Raw genomic sequence first — 19386 nt, forward strand, 5'->3', positions numbered from 1 at the left:
GGTCAGGGACCGGTGCAGATCGAGGGGATCGCTCGGGCGAGCCCGGTTTGGTGCAGCGCGCCCAGCCGCAGGTCGGTGCGGGTGTGGTGGAAGGCGCTGGTCAGCCGGCCACCGCAGGACGGCCGTTCGCGCAGCTGCCGGGTATCGCGCAGCTCCTGCAGGATTTCGTTGTTCAGGCGGTCGATGACCGGCCGGATCTCGCCCAGGTCGGGGCGTTCCGTGGGCTGCTCGTCGGGATCGGCGGCCCAACGCTCGTGCAGGGCGCGTTGGACGAGCTTGCTGGCCTCGATCTGATCCCGGAAGATCCTCTTTGCCTCGTCGGGGTCGATGCCCAAGTCCAGCGACTTGCGCCCGACGACGTCGAGTACCTGCTGCTCGCGCGCGGGGTCGTCGATCGGCTGGCCGGTGCCCCACTTGGCCGCCGCCACCTGGTCCGACGTCGTGACCCGCTCGGCGGCCGACCGAAGCAGCGGATCCAGCGACTCCTCTCCAGTGGCATGCGCCGGAAACGCCAGCGCGGCGACGATGGTGCAGGCGAGGAGAAGTGAGCGCACGCGAACCTCCTGATCGACGATCCAGCCGCGCCAGGGTACTGCCCAGAAATCGCTGAAACACTAACGGGGGCAACGGCTTTCTAACGCCGGCCCCACCTCGCGGCGTCGCGAATCCGGATCGGCTCCGAAGGCGCGGAGGGATAGATGAGATCGAGGACGTGCCGGAGATCAGCATCGACTGATATCGCGCGGTGACCGGCCGTCGATGGACTCCGGGGTCTTTTTCCGTTGTGGGAGGCGGTAAGCCCAGTTCCACGCCGCTTCCAGGGGGCCGCGTTCGAAGTGGCGCAGCCACCACGTCGACAGGGTCAGGAAAGTCGCGCAGATCGCCGCCCAGGCCGCGATGACCCACCACGGGCGGGCCCAGTCGAAGCGCACCGCGAGGCCGAATCCCCAGCCGTAGCACAGGATCGTCGCGACCAGGTTCTGGAAGACGTAGCAGGACAACGCAGTCCGGCCAACCGCAGTCAGGCCCCGCCGCACGAACCCCGGAGCGCCGCGCATCGCACCGAGCACCGCGGGGATCAGGCCCAGCAGGCCCAGCGCGATGGTCGGCGGCAGCAGGTAACGGTCCACCATGAACCAATCCGGCCCCGCGTACGCCGTGACCAGGTTCAACGGCACGCCGACGCCGAATCCGAACAGCATCAGCCGGTTCCGCAGCCGCTGCCCCTCGGGCGCGAACACGCCCGCGCGATACAACCGGGCGCCGATCAGGAACAGCGCCACCGACATCGGGATGATGAAGATGGCCTCCGCCCGGAAGGCACCCCAGCCGGTGAGCCGCGCGAGGACCTGCTCCAAGTAGCTGCCCGAGGCGTACCGGTCCGAATGCGTCCCGTTCATCGATGCGTGCCCGGTGAGCAGGCCGAACGTGACCACGCTGAGAAATGCGACGTGCAGCGAGACCGTCGCGACCGTCCAGCCCCGGATCACCCGTTCGCTGCGGCCGATCAGGTATGCCACCAGCATCGACGTCACCGCGTAGCTCATCAGCACGTCGAACTCGAAGATCAGCACGTAATGCATCAGGCCCTCGCCGAACAGCAGCGCCGCCCGCCACAGGTACCAGCCGGGCCAACGCCCGCGACGTCGCAGCGCCGACCGGTACTGCAGCTCCAGCCCGATGCCGAACAGCAGCGTGAGAAGGGCCAGGAACTTGCCGTTGGCCAGGAATCGGATCGCCGCCTCGACGTTCGCGGTGATCGTCCCGGTCTCCACCACGGTCAGCAGCCCGGCGGGTCCGTCCGGGTCGGTGAAGATCCAGATGTTGGTACCCAGCGTGCCTAGGATGGCGAGGCCGCGGACGACGTCTATCGCGGCGATCCGGCTGGAGGTGGGCGCGTGTTGTAGGGCGGTCATGGACTCCCCAGTAGCGTGAATCGGCCTTCGTGGACACGGAGGGTTACGATGCAAGTGCATGGTAAACCGGGGTTGCGATGGTTTGCAATGCATTTGCATTGGAAAGGCGGAGCGTGCCGAAGCAGGTGGACCACGAGGCCCGGCGAATCCAGATCGCCGAGGCGCTGATGCGGCTGGCCAGTCGGGGCGGCCTGGAGGCGGTGAGCCTCCGCGACGTCGCCGCGGAAGCGGGCGTCTCGATGGGGGCGGTGCAGCACTACTTCAAGTCGAAGGACCAGATGCTGACCTTCGCGATGAACCACGTGAACAACCGCGCGGCGCAGCGGATCCGGCAGCGACTGGAGAGCGAGTCGACGCAGCCGAACGCGAGGGTCGTGCTGCGGACCTTGATGCTCGAAATGCTGGCGCTGTCCGAGGACAGCCGGATGGAATACCTGACCCACGTGGCGTTCTTCCTGCGCGCGCTCGGCGCACCGGAACTCGCCGAGGACTACCGCCAGTGGTGGCCGCAGTTGGAGGCTTGGGTGGCCGCCGAACTCCGGACCGCGCAGGAGTCCGGCGAACTCCCCGCGGACCGGGACCCGGAGCGGGAGGCCGAAGCGCTGCTGCTCATCCCGGACGGCCTGTCGGTCGGCCTGCTACTGGGCCACCGCACCGGCGAAGCGGCGATCGGCGCCATCGACTACCACCTCGACCGCCTCTTCGGAACGTCCACGGCGGACTCCCGTGCGCGTCGGTGAGTGCCCGGCGCCGCAGGCCTGATTACCAGCCCCAGCCGATCAGGATTCGATCTCGGCATAGCCGAGCTCGCCGACGGTCGCCTGCGCGGCACCGCCCGTGGCCTCGGCCAGCCAGGTGCGGAAGTCGTCCACCCCGTAGTCCGGGACGTTGATCCGGAAGCGGACGGCGTCCTGGTAGTCGGTGTCGGCAACCTGGTAACCGGCCGAGCGCAGGTCGTTGTCCAGCTTCCCGGCCAACAGGTAGTCGACCGTGGTCGTGACGGTGCGGACCGGACGCCGCTCGACCAGCCCGACGTGGTCCAGCGCGGCCGACACCGCGCCGCCGTAGGCACGTACCAGGCCGCCCGCGCCGAGCAGCACCCCGCCGAAGTACCGCGTCACCACCGCGACCGCGTTGGTGATCTCGTTGCGGCGAAGCACCTCCAGCATCGGCACGCCCGCGGTGCCCGCCGGCTCGCCGTCGTCGCTGGACTTCTGGAATTCGCCGGAGTCGCCGAGGACGAACGCCGAGCAGTGGTGCCGGGCATCGTGGTGCAGCCTGCGGCGCTGCTGGATGAACTCCCGTGCCGCCGCCTCGGTGGTCACCCGGGCCAGCGCGCACCGGAACCGAGACTTCTTCACCTCCAGCTCGTGCTCGCCCGGCCGCTTGATGGTCCGCATCGGTTCCCTCCGCCAGGTGGTGCCGGTCACTGCCGCGCAGCGCCGCTGCCCGACATCCTGCCATTTCGGCGAACGTTGCAGGTCAGCGCGGTGAAGCGGGTGTGACGTGGAGGCGATTTCCGTTGTGGCCCGCGGACACGTAACGTCCCCCCTCATGGAGCAGTCATCGAGCCCGTTTGAACCAGGTGCGCGGGTGCGTGCCACGTTCGGCCGGTTCCGTGATCAGTTCGGCACGGTGGTGGAGACCGCCACCGGTCTCCCTGAGGTCTTCGACGGTCCCGTCCTCTGGGTGCGGTTCGACGGGGCTGACGAGGCTGGCCTGGTCGCCGGAAGATTCCTGGAAGCCGCCTGAGCGGACCCGTGCCGGGGGCTGTGTGATTTCCATTGAAATCGCTCAACCCCCGGATCCCCCACCCCTCGGCGCAGGCATTGGTCGCGCAGCAGGCTGCCGATGTGGTCTGCGCGGAATTAGGGTGCGACACGCGGGCCCATGATCGCGCCCTAATTTGCGAATGCGAGCAAGCCTCCACCGTGTGGGTAATCGTTCGGTTTGCCCTGATCGCCGGCTGTTCACCGCGTGTGACGAAGGACAATTCGGTACATCCGGTCGAGTGGATAAAATCACCGTGGAAAATCGGCGTCGGGGATGACGGATGGAGACGATGCGGGTTCTCGTGATCGGGGCCGGAGTGGGGGGACTCGCCATCGCCAATGGGTTGATCGATAAGGGCCATCAGGTGCAGGTCTTCGAGCACGCGGAGGCCCTGCGCACCACGGGTGCCGGCATCACGGTGTGGAGTAACGGCACCGCCGCGCTGCGTGAACTCGGTGTCGACATCGAAGCCGCCGGCCGCCCGCTGCACAGCCTCCGCTCGGTCACCGAAACCGGCAGGCTGCTCTGGGAGGCCGACCTCGGCGAGGTCACCGAGCGCCTGGGATCGCCGACGGTCCAGATCCCCCGCCGCAGGCTGATCGCGGAAATGGCCGCGGCCCTGCCCCCGGGTGTGCTGCATTTCGGCCGCCGTTGCACCGGCGTCATCGAGCATCCGGACCACGTCGTCGTCGAGTTCGCCGATGGCAGCTCGGTCACCGGCGACGTGGTGATCGGGGCCGACGGGCAGCGTTCGGTGGTGCGCCGCGAGGTGCTGGGCGGCGACCCGGCGCGGCCCACCGGCTGGGCCAGCTGGCAGGGCCTGACCAGCAGCGAACTGCCCATCGCGCACGGGCACATGACGCTCAACATCGCCGGCCGCAACGCGCACTGCGGGCTGATCCCGACCGGCGACGGGCTGTTGCACTGGTGGTTCGACGTGCCCTGGAAGGACGGCGACCCGGTGTTGTCGGTCGCCGAGCTGCGACAGGTCTTCCGCGGCTGGCCCGAGCCGGTCGAGGACCTACTGGCCTCGGTCACCGACGACGATCTCGGATTCTTCCCGCACATCCGGCACAAGGTGCCGCAGGTGTGGGGCGGCCCGCGCAGCACGCTGCTGGGCGACGCGGTGCACGCGATGCCGCCCGCCGTGGCGCAGGCGGCCAACCAGACGTTGGAGGACGCCTGGTTGCTCACCCAATTCCTGTCCAATGTGGAGGGAAGCCCGGAGGGGCTGTTGCGGGCGTACGAACAGGAGAGGCGGCCCCGCGCGCTGAAGGTTTCCCGCACCGCGGCACTGACCTCGGCGCAACGCAGCACCCCGTTGCAACGCCTGGCGAAGTTCCCGAAGTGGCTGGCGACCCGCAGCCAGGTGGCCTCGCTGCGCTCCGGCAGCAACGTCCTGCGCAGCCTCGCCCGCCAGCCCCGGGTCCAGATCGCCTGAGCGATTCCGGGCGATGAGCCGGGTTTCAGCCCGGTTGCGTCGTCATGACCCGAATCGGAGCGAGCCGCCGGCGTTCTCGTCGTCAGTGCCCAGCAAGAGGCCGTGGTCGTAGGCGGTGAGCGCTTCGACCTTGTGGCTCGGGAATTCGGCGAGCTTCTTCGGGGCCCGCTCGGTGGTCAACCGCAGCGCATCCCCGTCCAACCGCACGGTTCCGGCGACGTAGATCGCGGATTCGAACGGTCCGTCGTCGCCCGGGTCGGAGGCCGATGACACCACGATCCGCCCGTCCCCGAACACCTTGAGATCGGATGCGTGCCGAACGTGCGCGGTCGGGAAGGGCGCTCGGAACGGCTGCGACTGCGGCGTGCCGAAGCGCAGGTGCTGCGCGTCGAACTCGGCCGCGTACACCGTCGCGGGCCGGTCGTCCTGACCGCGGTCGGCCCAGACCGCGACCAGCCGCCCGGCGATCGACGCCAGCGCGAAGCCCTCGTAATTGTCGCCGTCGGCACCGTGCGGCAGCGAGACGGCGCCCAGCACGGTCACGGCGTGACGCTCCGCCTGGATGTGAAACGCCCGGCCGCTGCTCGCCAGCGCGACGAATTCCCCCGGCGAGCTGGGAATCGAGTCGATCGCCTCCAGGTCGACGGGGAAATCGCCGTTCCAGTTCAACGGCTGCACGTGGGTGACGCGGCCGTGCCGCAGCGAGACCCTGGCCGCCCGGTTCTCGCCGGGTTTCTTGTTGTCCCGCACGATGATCGCGTCCGCCGGGCCCCGTTCGCAGTCCGCCACGGCGATCCCGCTGATGCCCGAGGTGATCCCTTCCCCGACGAGCTGCCAGTCGTTCGGCCCGGGAGCGGCGGCCGGCGCCGTGCTCGGCAGCACCAGCGCGAGCAACAGGGATGTGGTGCCGACGAGCGTTGTGCGCACGGGGTTCCTCCACGGCGGTTTCATGTCAGAAATCACCTGCTGGTTGTCAGACATCTTGTCGAAACTCGGCGTAGATCTAAAGATCCAAGATCGGCTCCGTCAATATGGTCCTGTCCCTTTGAACGCCAACAATGCGCGAATTGACAAGCGAGAATCCGCTTTCGATCACCCGCGTCTCATGTCTGACAACAGTCGGTAATTGCGTGTCCGGACACGAAAAAGCCCGCCCCACCGAGAGATCGGCGAGGCGGGCTGTGGCCGTGGGTCAGCCGGTAAAGGTTTCCGGGTCGGGGCCGATGCGCTGGCCGGTCTCCAGGGCGCTGATCGCCGCCATGTCGTCGTCGGCCAGCTCGAAGTCGAAGATGTCGATGTTCTCCCTGATCCGCGACGGCGTCGCCGACTTCGGGATCGTCACGCTGCCGAGCTGAATGTGCCAGCGCAGCACGACCTGCGCGGCCGACTTGCCGTACTTTTCCGCCAGCGCGGACAGCGCGGCGTCGCTGAGCAGCCCGCTGTTGCGTCCCAACGGGCTCCACGGCTCGGTCACGATGCCGTGCTCGGAGTGGAAAGCCCGCAGGTCCGGCTGCGTCAGGTTCGGGTGCAGCTCGACCTGGTTGACCGCGGGGACCACGTCGGTCTCCTCGAACAACCGGCGCAGGTGCGGGATCTTGAAGTTGGACACGCCGATGGCCTTGGCGCGGCCGTCGGCGTGCAGCTCCTCGAACGCCCTCCAGGTCTCCACATACTTGTCCCGGGTAGGCACTGGCCAGTGGATCAGGTAGAGGTCGAGATAGTCGAGCCCAAGCCTGGCGAGGCTCTCGTCGAAGGCCCTGAGTGTGCGGTCGTAGCCCTGGTCGTCGTTCCAGAGCTTGGTCGTGATGAACAGTTCCGCACGCGGAATGCCGGACTCGGCGATGGCCTTGCCCACGCCCTCCTCGTTGCCGTACGCCGCGGCGGTGTCGATGCTGCGGTACCCGGCTTCCAGCGCTGCCAGCACCGGGTCGACCACCTCGCCGTTCGGGACCTGGAAGACGCCGTAACCGAGCTGCGGCATCGATGCGCCGGTGTTCAGCGGGATGTTCGGAACCTGTGTCATGTGGGTGTTTTCCTCCGCCGATGTCGGATTGGTGTCCGCGAGTGCCGGGTCGCGGACGGGTGCCCGCTCCGCAGCCACCGTATTCGCTGCGCTCGGCCTGGGCTAGCCGATCTCAGCCGCCTCGGTCGGCTGCGCTGCGCGGTGCGAAACGAGGATCTCCGACCGCTGCCGCCGGCGGTCCAGCCAGCCGGAGGCCAGCGCGAAGCCCAAGCCGACCACCGCCAGCAGGGCACCGACCCAGCTCGGTGCGGTCAGCCCGAACCCGGCCGCGATCACCAGGCCGCCGAGATAGGCGCCCAGCGAGTTGGCGATGTTGAAGGTCGACTGGATGCTCGCCGAACCCAGCGCAGGGGCCTCCTTGGCCTGGTCCAGAATCCGCGCCTGGATGCTGGGGATCGCCGCGAAGCCGGTCGCGCCGATCAGGAACACGGTGATCGGCGCCAGCACCATGCTGTGTGAGGTGGCCACGAAAAGCGCCAGGCTGGCCGCCAGCGCGCCGAGGAAGACGTACAGCGTCTTCATCGGGGCTCGGTCGGCCAGTCGCCCGCCCACCGCGGTGCCAACAGTCATCCCGACGCCGAACAGCGCCAGCAGCAGGGTGACCGCGGTCGGGGTGTAGCCGGTCACATCGGTCAGCACCGGTTTGATGTAGCTGTAGAAGGAGAAGGTTGCGGCGAAGCCGAACACCACGACCGCGAAGGCCAGCCAGACCTGCGGGCGGCGGAACGCGCGCAGCTCGCCGCGCACGCTGACGTCGGTGGGCCTGGGCTGGTTGGGCACCAGTGCCGCGACGGCGGCCAGCGCGATGACGCCTATCACGGCGACCAGGCCGAACGCCCAGCGCCAGCCGAGCATTTGGCCGAGCATGGTGCCGACCGGCACGCCGACGATGTTGGCCACGGTCAGGCCGATGAACATCATCGAGATGGCCTGGGCCCGCTTGTCGGCGGCGACCAGGCCCGCGGCGACCACGGCGCCGACGCCGAAGAACACGCCGTGCGGCAGGCCGGCGAGGAATCGGGCGCAGAGCAGCAGACCGTGCGTCGGCGCGAACGCCGAGCACAGGTTCCCCACGGTGAACAGCACCAGCATGCTGAGCAGCATGGTCTTGCGCCGGGTGCGCATGCCGAGCATGGTCAGCAGCGGCGCGCCGATCACCACGCCGAGGGCGTACAACGAGATGTAGCCACCGGCGTCGGGGATCGACACGTGCAGGTCGGTGGCGACATCGGGCAGCAGGCCCATCATCACGAACTCGGTCGTTCCAATCCCGAATGCGGCGATGGCCAGGGCCAACAGGGCAATGGGCAAGGAAGTCTCCCCTGAATCAAACGTGCCGGATTGGTTCGGGTTGTCGTTTTCCTCGCCGTCCGGGCGCGCGGCGGCGCGCGTCACATTCCGGTGTTCGAGGAAACGATTCAGGAAGTCGGCTGTCGGTGGCGCTCCCAGGCTCCTCAACACTAGCCCAGCGCGTCGGTGTTCCTGAAACGATTATGAAGCGCGCCACGTCGCTGTCGACCGTTCGGCCGAGGCGGCAAGGAAAACTCAGTGTCCATAGTGGACTTCGTGGGTGCACCCTGCACACCCGCGCCGCGGTTCCACTGTGCACTCTGGCAAATGTGAAGGATGCGGAAACGTCACGCAACACAACGTGGGCCGCCGGTTGCTCTCTGCTGATCGTCGGCTTCGACTGATCCTGGCGGGCTGCCGGGTCAGCGGATGGTGCGGTAGCCCGGGTGAACGCCCGGGGTCAGGCCGTGGCTTTCGGCCAGGCGCTCCAGGAGGGTGTGCAGCCGCGCGTAGTCGTCGGGGTCGAGGGCCTGGCAGAAGTCGGCTTCGTGGGTGGCCGTGATGGCGCGGACCTTGCCGAGCAGTTCGGTGCCCTGGGGGGTGAGGGTCAGTTCGTGCACCCGGCGGTCGCGGGTGCTGCGGGTGCGGGTGACCAGGCCCCGATCCTCCAGGTCGTCGACGAACGAGACGACCTTGCTCGGCAGCATCCCGAGGGCCCCGGCCAACGCTTGCTGGCTCAGCCCGGGCCGTGCGGCGATCATCCGCAGCATGCCCACCTGGGGCGGGGTCAGGTCGAGCGCGCCGACGCGGCCGCCGAACTCCATCGCGGCGTGCGTGCCCAGCTGGGTGAGCAGGAACGCGACACCGGGGCGGGGGATCTCTGCTGCCACCCGAATACCATACCAACTGTGAATAATTTTCATATTGAGTGATATGCGCTAAGCCGCCTACCGGGTGGATCCGGTGATCACGAGTTCTCGGCACGGCGCAGGCTCGCGTGGGCCTCGATGTCCATCCGCTCGATCATGTGTGGGTAGTGCAGCTCGAACGCTGGCCGGATTGACCGGATGCGCGGCAGCGCGGTGAAGTTGTGCCGCGGTGGCGGGCAGGACGTGGCCCACTCCAGCGAGTTCCCGTGTCCCCACGGGTCATCCACGGTGACCACCGTGCCGAAGCGGTAGCTGGTGAACACGTTGTACAGGAACGGCAGCATTGAAGCGCCCAGCACGAATGCGCCAATGGTCGACACGACGTTCAGCGTGGTGAAGCCGTCGGACGGGAGGTAGTCGGCGTAGCGCCGCGGCATCCCCTCGGCCCCCAGCCAGTGCTGCACCAGGAACGTCATGTGGAAACCGACGAAGGTCAACCAGAAGTGCAGCTTGCCCAGCCGTTCGTCCAGCATCCGGCCGGTCATCTTCGGGAACCAGAAGTACATCCCGGCGAACACCGCGAACACGATCGTGCCGAACAGCACGTAGTGGAAGTGCGCGACCACGAAGTAGGTGTCGGTGATGTGGAAGTCCAGCGGCGGCGCGGCGAGCAGGACGCCGGTCAGCCCACCCAGCAGGAACGTCACCATGAACCCCACCGCGAACAGCATCGGCGACTCGAAGGTCAGCTGGCCGCGCCACATGGTGCCGATCCAGTTGAAGAACTTGATCCCGGTCGGCACCGCGATCAGGAACGTGGCGAACGAGAAGAACGGCAGCAGTACCGCGCCGGTGGCGAACATGTGGTGCGCCCACACGAGCACCGACAGCCACATGATCATCAGCGTGGCGAACACCAGACCGGTGTAGCCGAACAGCGGTTTCCGGCTGAACACCGGGAGGATCTCGGTGACTATGCCGAAGAACGGCAAGGCCACGATGTAGACCTCCGGGTGACCGAAGAACCAGAACAGGTGCTGGTAGAGGATGGCCCCGCCGTTGGCCGGGTCGAACACGTGTCCGCCGAGGTGCCGGTCGATCAGCAGCCCGAACAGCGCCGCGGCCAGGATCGGGAACGCCATCAGCACCAGCAGGCTGGTGGCCAGGATGTTCCAGCAGAAGATCGGCATCCGCCACATCGTCATGCCGGGACACCGCAGGCACACCAGCGTGGTGATCATGTTGACCGCGCCGAGGATCGTGCCCAGGCCGCTGAGGATCAGCCCGGCCGCCCACAGGTCGCCGCCCGGGCCCGCGCTGAATAGCCCGCGGGACAGCGGCGTGTACGCGGTCCAGCCGAAGTCGGCCGCTCCCTCGGGCTGCACGAACCCGCTCAGCACGATCAGCCCGCCGAACAGGAAAAGCCAGAAGGACAGCGCGTTCAGCCGCGGGAACGCCACGTCCGGCGCCCCGATCTGCAGTGGCAGCACGATGTTGGCGAAACCGAATATGATCGGCGTAGCGAACAACAGCAGCATGATCGTGCCGTGCATGGTGAACAGCTGGTTGTACTGCTCCTGCGATAGGAACTGCAGGCCGGGCGCCGCGAGTTCGCCGCGGATCAGCATCGCCATCACGCCGCCCACGAGGAAGAAGGAGAACGACGCGATCAGGTAGAGGATCCCGATTTCCTTGGGATCCGTGGTGTGCAGCCACGGCACCAGACGCTTGCCCTTGAGTGGCCGTCGCATGAAGCGGGCCCGCGTCGGAATCTCCGTGGGTTCGATTCTCGCTGTGGCCATGCCCGCCTCCTGCACCGTTGCGGTGGCACCTTGCCCGGCCGTAGCCCGTCCAGTCTTTACCCACCTCCCACCGCCCGCAATCGGCCGACTCCAGGCGGCGCCGGTCGCCGCTCGGCCAGTCCTGAGACGCGGCGGGGCTGACGGTGCTGGTCACCCGGCAGCGGGCGCTCGGCCGGCCGATCCGCCGCGCGTCGCGATGGTCGCCCAGCGTCGCGGCTGCGTGCTCGGCTTCGGTGCAGTCCGCATCGCGGATCCGTTCGAGACCTCGCTGATGGCGCGAGGACGGCTCAGGCCGCGTGTTCGATGGCGCCGAGGGCCATCTCGCGCAGCAGGTGGGACATGTCGTCGGCGTCGAGATGGGCGCTGTAGGGCGTCGAGTTGATCAGGCCGAACACCGCATGCGCGGCGGCGCGGGCGGTCGCGCGCGCCAGGTCCGGCCGGATCCGGCACAGCACGTCCACCCAGACCTCGACGTAGCTGCGTTGCAGTTCACGCACCTTGTGCCGGTCGGTGTCGGTGAGACTGTCCAGGTCGCGCATCTGCACGGTGATCAGCGCCGGGTTGGACAGCGCGAACTCGACCTGCCAGCGCACCAGCCGGTCCAGCGCGTCACGCGGGTCCGCGGCGGCCCCCACCCGGTCCTGCCCGCCGAGCAGCAGGCGGTCGCTGACCCCGGTGAGCAGCTCCGCCAGCATCGCGTCCTTGCTGCGGAAATGCCGGTACAGGGCGGGCCCGGAGATGCCCACGGCGGCGCCGATGTCGTCGATGCCGACGCCGTGGAAGCCGAACCGCGCGAACTTCTCCGCCGCGGCGGCGAGGATCTGCTCGCGACGGGACGGTTTGGCGGCTTCGGTGGGCATCGACGTCGATACTAGACGAAACCCGTTAGTCATCGTTAACATCGGTTCTGTTAACGATGACTAACTTCGGTTGGAAGGTGTGCCCGCATGGATGCGCCCCTCCTGCGCACGGCCGTGGACCCGGACTCGGCGGACTTCGCCCGCCACACCGAGCAGCACGCCAGACTCGTCGACGACCTCAACACCCAGCTCGGCCGCGCCCGGCTGGGCGGGCCGGAGAAGGCCCGGATCCGGCACGTCGAACGCGGCAAGCTGCTGCCGCGCGACCGGGTCGACGCACTGCTCGACCGCGGCTCGCCGTTCCTGGAGCTTTCCCCGCTGGCGGCCCACGGCCTGTACGACGACGAGGCGCCGTCGGCGGGCATCATCACCGGCATCGGCCGGGTGTCCGGGCGGGAATGCGTAGTCGTGGCCAACGACGCCACCGTCAAGGGCGGCACCTACTATCCGATCACGGTCAAGAAGCACCTGCGCGCGCAGGAAGTCGCACTGCACAACAACTTGCCGTGCCTGTACCTGGTGGATTCCGGGGGCGCGTTCCTGCCCCGGCAGGACGAGGTGTTCCCGGACCGCGAGCACTTCGGCCGGATCTTCTACAACCAGGCGACGATGTCGGCGCGCGGCATCCCGCAAATCGCCGCGGTGCTGGGGTCGTGCACCGCGGGTGGTGCGTACGTCCCGGCGATGAGCGACGAGGCGGTGATCGTCCGCGACCAGGGCACCATCTTCCTGGGCGGTCCGCCGCTGGTGAAGGCCGCGACCGGCGCCGAGGTGAGCGCCGAGGAGCTGGGCGGCGGCGAACTGCACTCACGCACCTCGGGCGTCACCGACCACCTGGCCGTCGACGACGCCGACGCGCTGCGCATCGTCCGCTCCATCGTCAGCACGCTTGGCCCCCGCGAACCCCGGCCGTGGGACGTCGCGCCGGTCGAGGCCCCGGCGGTCGACCCCGACGAGCTCTACGGCGCGGTACCGACCGACAGCCGGACCCCGTACGACGTGCGCGAGGTGATCGCGCGGATCGTCGATGGCAGCCGATTCGCCGAGTTCAAGCACGACTACGGCCAGACGCTGGTGACCGGCTTCGCCCGGATTCACGGGCACCCGGTCGGCATCATCGCCAACAACGGGATCCTGTTCAGTGAGTCGGCGCTCAAGGGCGCGCACTTCATCGAGCTGTGCGACAAGCGCTCCATCCCGCTGGTGTTCCTGCAGAACATCTCCGGCTTCATGGTCGGCAAGGAGTACGAGGCGGGCGGCATCGCCAAGCACGGCGCGAAGATGGTCACCGCCGTGGCCTGCGCCCGAGTCCCCAAGTTCACCGTCGTCATCGGCGGTTCGTTCGGGGCGGGCAACTACTCGATGTGCGGCCGCGCGTACTCGCCGCGGTTTCTGTGGATGTGGCCGAACGCGCGGATCTCGGTAATGGGCGGCGAGCAGGCGGCCTCGGTGCTGGCTACGGTTCGCCGCGACCAGCTCGACGCCCGCGGCGAGCACTGGCCGGTCGAGGACGAGGAGGCGTTCAAGCAGCCGATCCGGGACCAGTACGAGCACCAGGGCCACCCGTACTACGCGACAGCCCGGCTATGGGACGACGGCGTCATCGACCCGAAGCAGACCCGAACGGTCCTCGGTCTGGCCATCTCGGCGGCCGCCAACGCGCCGCTGGAACCGATCTCCTACGGCGTTTTCCGGATGTGATGTGCGCCGATTTCGCGCGAAATCGACAACCTCCGGCGAGGTGAAGGGATGACGATGCAGCACTTCGACACGGTGCTGGTGGCGAACCGGGGCGAGATCGCGGTGCGGGTGATCCGGACGCTGCGGCGGCTGGGGATCCGCTCCGTCGCGGTGTTCAGCGACGCCGACCGCAACGCGCGGCATGTGGTCGAGGCCGATACGGCGATCCACATCGGACCGAGCCCGGCGAGCGAGAGCTACCTGGACGGCAAGCGCATCCTGGACGCCGCGCGCAGCACCGGTGCCCAGGCGATCCACCCCGGCTACGGGTTCCTCGCCGAGAATGCGGGCTTCGCCGAGGCGTGCGCGCAGGCGGGCATCGCGTTCATCGGCCCGCCGGCCGGCGCGATCGAGTCGATGGGCGACAAGATCCGCGCCAAGCAGACGGTGTCCGCGGCCGGTGTACCGGTGGTGCCCGGCCGCGGCGAGCCCGACATGACCGACGCCGACCTGCACGCGGCCGCGATCGAGATCGGATTCCCGGTGCTGCTCAAGCCCTCCGCGGGCGGCGGCGGCAAGGGCATGCGGCTGATCCACGACGAGTCCTGCCTGGACGACCAGATCGCCTCCGCGCGCCGGGAGGCGAGGTCGGCTTTCGGCGACGACACGCTGTTCGTCGAGCGCTTCGTCACCCGGCCGCGGCACATCGAAGTACAGGTGCTGGCCGATGCGCACGGCAACGTGGTGCACCTCGGCGAGCGCGAGTGCAGCTTGCAGCGGCGGCACCAGAAGATCATCGAAGAGGCGCCGTCGCCGCTGCTGGACACCGCGACCAGGGCCGGAATCGGGGCCGCCGCGGTCGACGCGGCGCGCTCGGTCGGCTACGTCGGCGCGGGCACCGTCGAGTTCATCGTCTCCGCCGACCGTCCCGACGAGTTCTTCTTCATGGAGATGAACACCCGGCTGCAGGTCGAGCACCCGGTCACCGAGCTGGTCACTTCGGCCGGCGGGGAACGCGGCGTCGACCTCGTCGAACAGCAGGTCCGGGTCGCCGCGGGCGAGCCGTTGCCGTGGGCGCAGCAGGACCTGTCGATCGACGGCCACGCCGTGGAGGCCCGGGTCTACGCCGAGGACCCGACCCGCAACCTCCTCCCGACCGGCGGGGACGTCCTGGCCGTGCACGAGCCGTCCGGCCCGGGTGTGCGGGTCGATTCCGGGGTGCGCGCGGGCGGGCGCGTGGGATCGGACTACGACCCGATGCTGGCCAAGGTCATCGCGTGGGCGCCGAGCCGAGCCGATGCCCTGCGCCGCCTGGACGCAGCACTCGCCGACACCGCGGTCCTGGGCCTGCACACCAACATCGCTTTCCTGCGCGCGCTGGTGCGCCACGAGGACGTGCTGGCCGGACGCTTGGACACCGGGCTCGTCGAGCGCGAGTTGGACTCCCTCATCGCCGAAAGCGCCACGACCCCGGACGACGTCTACGTCGCAGCGGCCCTGGAGCGGCTGCTCGCCGGCGAGCCGACCGGTCCGGTCATCGACCCGTGGGACGTCCCCGACGGCTGGCGCCTGGGCGAACCGGCCTGGAGCACCTGGCGCTTCGCCGCAACGGGCGGTGAGGTGCGCGTTTGCCTCCAAGGCCGGCCCCGAGACGCCGCGGTTTCAATTGCGACTGAGCCCGGAGGCACACCGGTAGCCGCGGTCCACCGGGCCTCGGTCGAAGCGGACGGCGACACGCTGACCACCACCTACCAGGGCCGCACCCGCCGTTACCGCTACGCGCACGTCGACGGAACCACCTGGCTCGCCGCCGACGGCCAGACCTGGGCGCTCGCCGAACACCGGCTGCTCGCCGATCGGGGCGCCAGCAGTGGCCGGTCGGATGGCGTGGTGACCAGCCCGATGCCCGGCACGGTGCTGGTCGCGGACGTCGCGCCCGGCCGAGCAGTTCACCGCGGACAACGATTGTTCGTCGTCGAGGCGATGAAGATGGAGCACACCGTCACCGCGCCGATCGACGGCGTTGTCGCCGAGGTGCACGCCAGGAAGGGGCAGTCGGTCGGCCTCGACCAGCCGCTGGCTGTCCTTGCCGCTCAAGAGGAGGCCTAGCAATGGTGGACCACCGGCTCAGCGAAGAGCACGAAGCCCTGCGCGAAAGCGTGCAGACCTTCGCCCGCAAGGAAGTCGCTCCGGTCATCGGTGACTACTACGAGCGCGAAGAATTCCCGTACCCGCTGGTGCGGGCGATGGGCCAGATGGGTCTGTTCGGGCTGCCGGTCCCCGAGGAGCACGGCGGAATGGGCGGTGACTACTTCGCGCTGTGCTTGGCCCTGGAGGAGCTCGCACGGGTCGACTCGTCGGTCGCGATCACCCTGGAGGCCGGGGTTTCGCTCGGCGTGATGCCGATCTTCCGGTTCGGCTCGGATGCGCAGCGGCGCACCTGGCTGCCCCGCTTGGCGGCCGGCGAGATCCTTGGCGCGTTCGGCCTCACCGAACCCGGCGGCGGCTCCGACGCGGGAGCCACCCGCACCACGGCGGTGCTGGACGGAGCCGAGTGGGTGATCAACGGCTCGAAGGCGTTCATCACCAACTCCGGCACGGACCTCACCGGTTTGATTACGGTCACCGCCGTCACCGGGCAGAAGCCGAATGGCGGCAAGGAGATCTCCACGATCATCGTGCCCGCCGGAACCCCCGGGCTCACCGTCGCGAAGAAGTACTCGAAGGTCGGCTGGAACGCCTCCGACACCCACGCGCTGTCCTTCGATGACTGCCGGGTGCCCGCCGCGAACCTGCTCGGCGAGCGGGGTCGCGGCTACGCCCAGTTCCTCGCGACGCTCACCGAGGGCCGGGTCGCGATCGCCGCGGTGGGCGTCGGACTGGCGCAGGGGTGCGTCGACGAGTGCCTGCGCTACCTGGGCGAACGCGAAGCTTTCGGCCACAAGATCGGCGAGTACCAGGCCATGCAGTTCAAGATCGCCGACATGGAGCTGCGGGCGCACACCGCGCGGCTGGCCTACTACGACGCGGCGTCGCGGATGCAGCGCGGCGAGCCGTACAAGAAGCAAGCCGCGATCGCCAAGCTCGTCTCTTCGAACGCGGCGATGGACAACGCCCGCGACGCCACCCAGATCTTCGGCGGCTACGGGTTCATGAACGAAACCCCGGTCGGCCGGTTCTACCGGGACGCCAAGATCCTGGAGATCGGCGAAGGAACCAGCGAAGTGCAGCGCATGCTGATCGCCCGGGAACTCGGTTTACCGGCCTGAGCGCCGGTTCCCGGGAGCGTTTCGCGCAACGGCGGGTGGGGGCGCCCGGCCGCCCGCGTCCGGAAGAGCTGAGATTGCGGCGGCCGGCGAAGGCGTCGGGGGTGGCCTCCGCCGGCCGGAAGTCATCGGTCGGGGTTTTGCTCGGGTTCGGGGATTAGTGCCGGAACCGCTCGTGCGGCACGGTGATCTCCTCGGTCTGCTCGACGTCGGTGGGGAATCCGGTCGGTGCGCCGAGCGGCTCGGACGCCGCCCGGAGGTCCTGCTGCGTGTCCTGGCCGGGCCACGCCGGAGCCTGCCCGGAACCCGGGTCCGCTTCCGCTTCCGCCAGGTGCTGCATCACCCAGTCCCGAGCCAGCGCCGCGGGCGATGTGCCCTGCTTGAACGCGAGCTCCCGGAGGCGTTCGTTGGCCATCAGGGGCAGCCGCAGCTGGTACACCTGAGAACCGCCGAAGCGGCGTCCGGACCCGGTGGTTTCGACGTTCTCCTCCGGGGCCAGCGCAGCGAGGTACGAGTCAAGCTCATGATCCCGTTCAGCCGGCTCGGCGGCCTTCTGCTGCCGTCGAGCGGGCTTCGTTCGTCCTAGAGCCACCGGCACACGATAACGGTTAGGTTGCGACGCGCGAGTGACCGTGAGACCTATCACTGCACTTTGGGACATGGAATCGGGCCCGAGCCGGCGCCTACGAGGCGGGTGCCGAAAGCGGAGGACCCCCGCGCCAGGGGGAGGAACGCGGGGGTCGGAGGGGATCTCCACAGGTGCTGACCGGGGGTGTGTCAGCGCCCCGATTGTGGCATGTCGCAGCCTGCTTTGGGGAGCTTTCGCCGCACGATTCGTGGGGCTGGGGACATCGGCGGGGGCCCGGTCGGCGGCCTAGCGCAACTGCCGGAAGGGCTCAGTTCGCGCCCGGCCACTGCGAGATGGTGTAACCGGCCTCGGTGATCGCCGCGCTCACCGCGTCCCGGCCCAACTCCCGGTCGCTGATCACCGATACCTGGCCGCTTTCCACCGCGACCTGCACATCGGTGACCCCCGGAAGGCCGGACAGCTCCTCGGTGACCGACTTGGCGCAGTGGCCACAGGTCATGCCACTGACGGTGAACGTCTGACTGCTCATGCGAGTTCCCTTCTGGCGGGTTTCTGCCACGACCGGATGCGGGCTTCGCTGCAACTGTGCCGAACGTCCAATGTGGATGATCGCGGCGGGGGTGGTTCCGTGGGATGTGACCAGCGGGATTTCCGAAGTGGAGCGATTGCCGTTGAGCGATTACTCTGTGTCGAAGGCAAATCACTCTCTGGGGGGCTGCGGGTGTTGACAACCTGTGGATAACCTGCGGCCGGAACCCGAGGCCGGGGAGGCGTCATGTACGGGTCGCTCGACGTACGGAAGTTCTTGTGGCAGCAGGAAGACGGGCAGTCGCGGCAGTCGTCCGCGGTGCCCGCGCCGCGTGCCGGTGAGCCCTCGCGGATCTCGTCGGAGCAGGTGCACCGGGCCAGGATGGCGGTCGCCCGCAGCGCGGAGGACGCCGAAGACTGCAAACTACTGCTGGACATGTTGGGATTGGCCCCCGACGAGGACGGACAGCCGCCGGTCACCCGCTGACCGGTCGCTTCCCAGTGTCGTCGCGGCAGTGTGCCCCGCTGGCGTTCGCCGGATGACAGCGGCTTGTCGGGGTCGACTCGGGCCCGCTGGGCAAGATGGCCGGATGCGCGGTAACTTCCGGTGGCATAGTTGATCATCCGTTCGTGGACTGCTTCGCTCGGGCGAGCGGATCACGGACGACTGCGTCGTGCCGGAGCCGCGCCATGCCTCAGCAGCATCGGGCCAAACTCACCCGCCGCGCCATCCTGGTCGGCGCGGCGGAGGAATTCGACGTGATCGGCTACGACGCCGCCACGCTGAGTTCCATCCTGCGGCGCTGCGGCATCACCAAGGGTGCCTTCTATTTCCACTTCGCGGACAAGGAGGCGGTCGCCGAGGCGCTCGCCCGGCAATACCTGCGGAACCTGGCCGAGATGCGGAAGCAGTGGTTCGGCCGCGGCCTCGACCCGCTGTCGACGCTGGTCGGGCTGACCGGCGAGGCCGCCCGCAGGGTGGAGCGCGATGTCGTCCTGCGATCCGGGTTGCTGCTGGCCTGCCAACGGATCGGCGCGGAATCCGGGGACGGCTGGGACGAAGTGTTCGACGAACTGGTGCGCAAGGCCGCCGAGGCGGGGCAGTTGCGCCCCGGTGTCGATCCCGCCGAAGCGGCGCGGGTCCTCTACGCGGCGTTAGTGGGCGCGCACGCGGTCGGCGACGATCCGGTGGGGCTGGCGGACCGCTTCGCGGAGGTCTGGCGCGTGGTGCTGGCCGGGGTCGCCGGGGAAGGCTGGGGCGCCGACGCCGAGCCGACCGGATGATCTTGAGGCGCGGATCACATAATCGCTCGATGTCTGATTTGCGGCTGTTTTGCGCCCGAGGCTTG

General features: G+C 68.8%; 19 protein-coding genes. 8 read left to right on the top strand and 11 right to left on the bottom strand.

The genetic code is table 11. The features are described from left to right. Positions 1 to 2: 2 nt before the first annotated feature. Both BJ970_RS10375 and BJ970_RS10380 read right to left on the bottom strand, forming a co-directional pair. Positions 3 to 554, bottom strand: a complete 552-nt coding sequence (locus BJ970_RS10375; protein WP_312864193.1) for a chorismate mutase — start codon at positions 552 to 554, stop codon at positions 3 to 5. Between the two features lie 168 nt (positions 555 to 722). Next, positions 723 to 1916, bottom strand: coding sequence for a DUF418 domain-containing protein (locus tag BJ970_RS10380; RefSeq protein ID WP_184726064.1), 1194 nt, complete (start codon positions 1914 to 1916; stop codon positions 723 to 725). Between the two features lie 113 nt (positions 1917 to 2029). On the opposite strand from BJ970_RS10380, the gene BJ970_RS10385 reads away from it, so the two are divergent. Next, on the top strand, positions 2030 to 2656 hold the full coding sequence (locus tag BJ970_RS10385) for a TetR/AcrR family transcriptional regulator (RefSeq protein WP_184726065.1): 627 nt from the start codon (positions 2030 to 2032) through the stop codon (positions 2654 to 2656). Positions 2657 to 2695: 39 nt separating this feature from the next. Here the strand turns inward: BJ970_RS10385 and BJ970_RS10390 are convergent, their stop codons facing one another. Continuing rightward, complete coding sequence (locus BJ970_RS10390; RefSeq protein ID WP_184726066.1) at positions 2696 to 3316, bottom strand: YigZ family protein; 621 nt, start codon at positions 3314 to 3316, stop codon at positions 2696 to 2698. 193 nt (positions 3317 to 3509) lie between these two features. Here BJ970_RS10390 and BJ970_RS10395 point away from each other — a divergent pair, with 193 nt between their 5' ends. Further along, on the top strand, positions 3510 to 3668 hold the full coding sequence (locus tag BJ970_RS10395; protein WP_312864194.1) for a hypothetical protein: 159 nt from the start codon (positions 3510 to 3512) through the stop codon (positions 3666 to 3668). Positions 3669 to 3969: 301 nt separating this feature from the next. Further along, positions 3970 to 5130 carry an FAD-dependent oxidoreductase gene (locus tag BJ970_RS10400; RefSeq protein ID WP_184726068.1) on the top strand — a complete coding sequence of 387 codons (1161 nt, stop codon included), beginning with the start codon at positions 3970 to 3972 and terminating at the stop codon, positions 5128 to 5130. A gap of 42 nt (positions 5131 to 5172) precedes the next feature. Here BJ970_RS10400 and BJ970_RS10405 read toward each other — a convergent pair whose 3' ends face one another. The 6 genes from BJ970_RS10405 to BJ970_RS10430 all read right to left on the bottom strand — a co-directional run bounded on the left by BJ970_RS10405 (position 5173) and on the right by BJ970_RS10430 (position 11974). Then, positions 5173 to 6057: a hypothetical protein gene (locus BJ970_RS10405; RefSeq protein ID WP_312864195.1), complete on the bottom strand. Its 885-nt coding sequence runs from the start codon at positions 6055 to 6057 to the stop codon at positions 5173 to 5175. A gap of 265 nt (positions 6058 to 6322) precedes the next feature. Next, positions 6323 to 7153: an aldo/keto reductase gene (locus BJ970_RS10410; RefSeq protein ID WP_184726070.1), complete on the bottom strand. Its 831-nt coding sequence runs from the start codon at positions 7151 to 7153 to the stop codon at positions 6323 to 6325. Positions 7154 to 7255: 102 nt separating this feature from the next. Beyond that, on the bottom strand, positions 7256 to 8464 hold the full coding sequence (locus BJ970_RS10415; RefSeq protein WP_184726071.1) for an MFS transporter: 1209 nt from the start codon (positions 8462 to 8464) through the stop codon (positions 7256 to 7258). A 401-nt stretch (positions 8465 to 8865) separates the two neighbouring features. Then, positions 8866 to 9333: a MarR family winged helix-turn-helix transcriptional regulator gene (locus tag BJ970_RS10420; RefSeq protein ID WP_312864196.1), complete on the bottom strand. Its 468-nt coding sequence runs from the start codon at positions 9331 to 9333 to the stop codon at positions 8866 to 8868. Positions 9334 to 9410: 77 nt separating this feature from the next. Further along, entirely contained in the window at positions 9411 to 11114 is a 1704-nt protein-coding gene (gene ctaD / locus BJ970_RS10425) for an aa3-type cytochrome oxidase subunit I (protein WP_376775017.1), read from the bottom strand. A 287-nt stretch (positions 11115 to 11401) separates the two neighbouring features. Beyond that, positions 11402 to 11974 carry an SACE_7040 family transcriptional regulator gene (locus BJ970_RS10430; protein WP_184726073.1) on the bottom strand — a complete coding sequence of 191 codons (573 nt, stop codon included), beginning with the start codon at positions 11972 to 11974 and terminating at the stop codon, positions 11402 to 11404. An 87-nt stretch (positions 11975 to 12061) separates the two neighbouring features. On the opposite strand from BJ970_RS10430, the gene BJ970_RS10435 reads away from it, so the two are divergent. Genes BJ970_RS10435 through BJ970_RS10445 form a run of 3 tightly spaced genes read left to right on the top strand, consistent with a single transcriptional unit; the run spans position 12062 to position 16923 of the window. Beyond that, positions 12062 to 13675: a carboxyl transferase domain-containing protein gene (locus BJ970_RS10435; RefSeq protein ID WP_184726074.1), complete on the top strand. Its 1614-nt coding sequence runs from the start codon at positions 12062 to 12064 to the stop codon at positions 13673 to 13675. 48 nt (positions 13676 to 13723) lie between these two features. Continuing rightward, positions 13724 to 15763, top strand: a complete 2040-nt coding sequence (locus tag BJ970_RS10440; protein WP_184726075.1) for an acetyl-CoA carboxylase biotin carboxylase subunit — start codon at positions 13724 to 13726, stop codon at positions 15761 to 15763. A gap of 2 nt (positions 15764 to 15765) precedes the next feature. After that, positions 15766 to 16923, top strand: a complete 1158-nt coding sequence (locus BJ970_RS10445; RefSeq protein ID WP_184726076.1) for an acyl-CoA dehydrogenase family protein — start codon at positions 15766 to 15768, stop codon at positions 16921 to 16923. Between the two features lie 154 nt (positions 16924 to 17077). Here the strand turns inward: BJ970_RS10445 and BJ970_RS37725 are convergent, their stop codons facing one another. Next, positions 17078 to 17512, bottom strand: a complete 435-nt coding sequence (locus BJ970_RS37725) for a hypothetical protein (protein ID WP_184726077.1) — start codon at positions 17510 to 17512, stop codon at positions 17078 to 17080. Between the two features lie 304 nt (positions 17513 to 17816). Beyond that, on the bottom strand, positions 17817 to 18038 hold the full coding sequence (locus BJ970_RS10455; protein ID WP_184726078.1) for a heavy-metal-associated domain-containing protein: 222 nt from the start codon (positions 18036 to 18038) through the stop codon (positions 17817 to 17819). A gap of 246 nt (positions 18039 to 18284) precedes the next feature. Here BJ970_RS10455 and BJ970_RS10460 point away from each other — a divergent pair, with 246 nt between their 5' ends. Continuing rightward, the gene (locus tag BJ970_RS10460; RefSeq protein WP_184726079.1) at positions 18285 to 18524 is read left to right on the top strand and encodes a hypothetical protein; all 240 of its coding nucleotides are present in this window, start codon (positions 18285 to 18287) and stop codon (positions 18522 to 18524) included. A 203-nt stretch (positions 18525 to 18727) separates the two neighbouring features. Then, on the top strand, positions 18728 to 19321 hold the full coding sequence (locus BJ970_RS10465; RefSeq protein ID WP_184726080.1) for a ScbR family autoregulator-binding transcription factor: 594 nt from the start codon (positions 18728 to 18730) through the stop codon (positions 19319 to 19321). The last annotated feature ends 65 nt before the right edge of the window (positions 19322 to 19386 follow it).

Origin of the sequence: Saccharopolyspora phatthalungensis (assembly GCF_014203395.1) — a bacterium.
Lineage (GTDB): Bacteria > Actinomycetota > Actinomycetes > Mycobacteriales > Pseudonocardiaceae > Saccharopolyspora > Saccharopolyspora phatthalungensis.

What these genes read in the sequence shown, in the direction of transcription:
- BJ970_RS10435 (WP_184726074.1), top strand. Translation starts at nt 12,062, where the DNA reads ATGGATGCGCCCCTCCTGCGCACGGCCGTGGACCCGGACTCGGCGGAC.
- BJ970_RS10460 (WP_184726079.1), top strand. Translation starts at nt 18,285, where the DNA reads ATGTACGGGTCGCTCGACGTACGGAAGTTCTTGTGGCAGCAGGAAGAC.
- BJ970_RS10390 (WP_184726066.1), bottom strand. Translation starts at nt 3,316, where the DNA reads ATGCGGACCATCAAGCGGCCGGGCGAGCACGAGCTGGAGGTGAAGAAG.
- BJ970_RS10440 (WP_184726075.1), top strand. Translation starts at nt 13,724, where the DNA reads ATGACGATGCAGCACTTCGACACGGTGCTGGTGGCGAACCGGGGCGAG.
- BJ970_RS10380 (WP_184726064.1), bottom strand. Translation starts at nt 1,916, where the DNA reads ATGACCGCCCTACAACACGCGCCCACCTCCAGCCGGATCGCCGCGATA.
- ctaD (WP_376775017.1), bottom strand. Translation starts at nt 11,114, where the DNA reads ATGGCCACAGCGAGAATCGAACCCACGGAGATTCCGACGCGGGCCCGC.
- BJ970_RS10430 (WP_184726073.1), bottom strand. Translation starts at nt 11,974, where the DNA reads ATGCCCACCGAAGCCGCCAAACCGTCCCGTCGCGAGCAGATCCTCGCC.
- BJ970_RS10465 (WP_184726080.1), top strand. Translation starts at nt 18,728, where the DNA reads ATGCCTCAGCAGCATCGGGCCAAACTCACCCGCCGCGCCATCCTGGTC.
- BJ970_RS10445 (WP_184726076.1), top strand. Translation starts at nt 15,766, where the DNA reads ATGGTGGACCACCGGCTCAGCGAAGAGCACGAAGCCCTGCGCGAAAGC.
- BJ970_RS10400 (WP_184726068.1), top strand. Translation starts at nt 3,970, where the DNA reads ATGGAGACGATGCGGGTTCTCGTGATCGGGGCCGGAGTGGGGGGACTC.
- BJ970_RS10455 (WP_184726078.1), bottom strand. Translation starts at nt 18,038, where the DNA reads ATGAGCAGTCAGACGTTCACCGTCAGTGGCATGACCTGTGGCCACTGC.
- BJ970_RS10410 (WP_184726070.1), bottom strand. Translation starts at nt 7,153, where the DNA reads ATGACACAGGTTCCGAACATCCCGCTGAACACCGGCGCATCGATGCCG.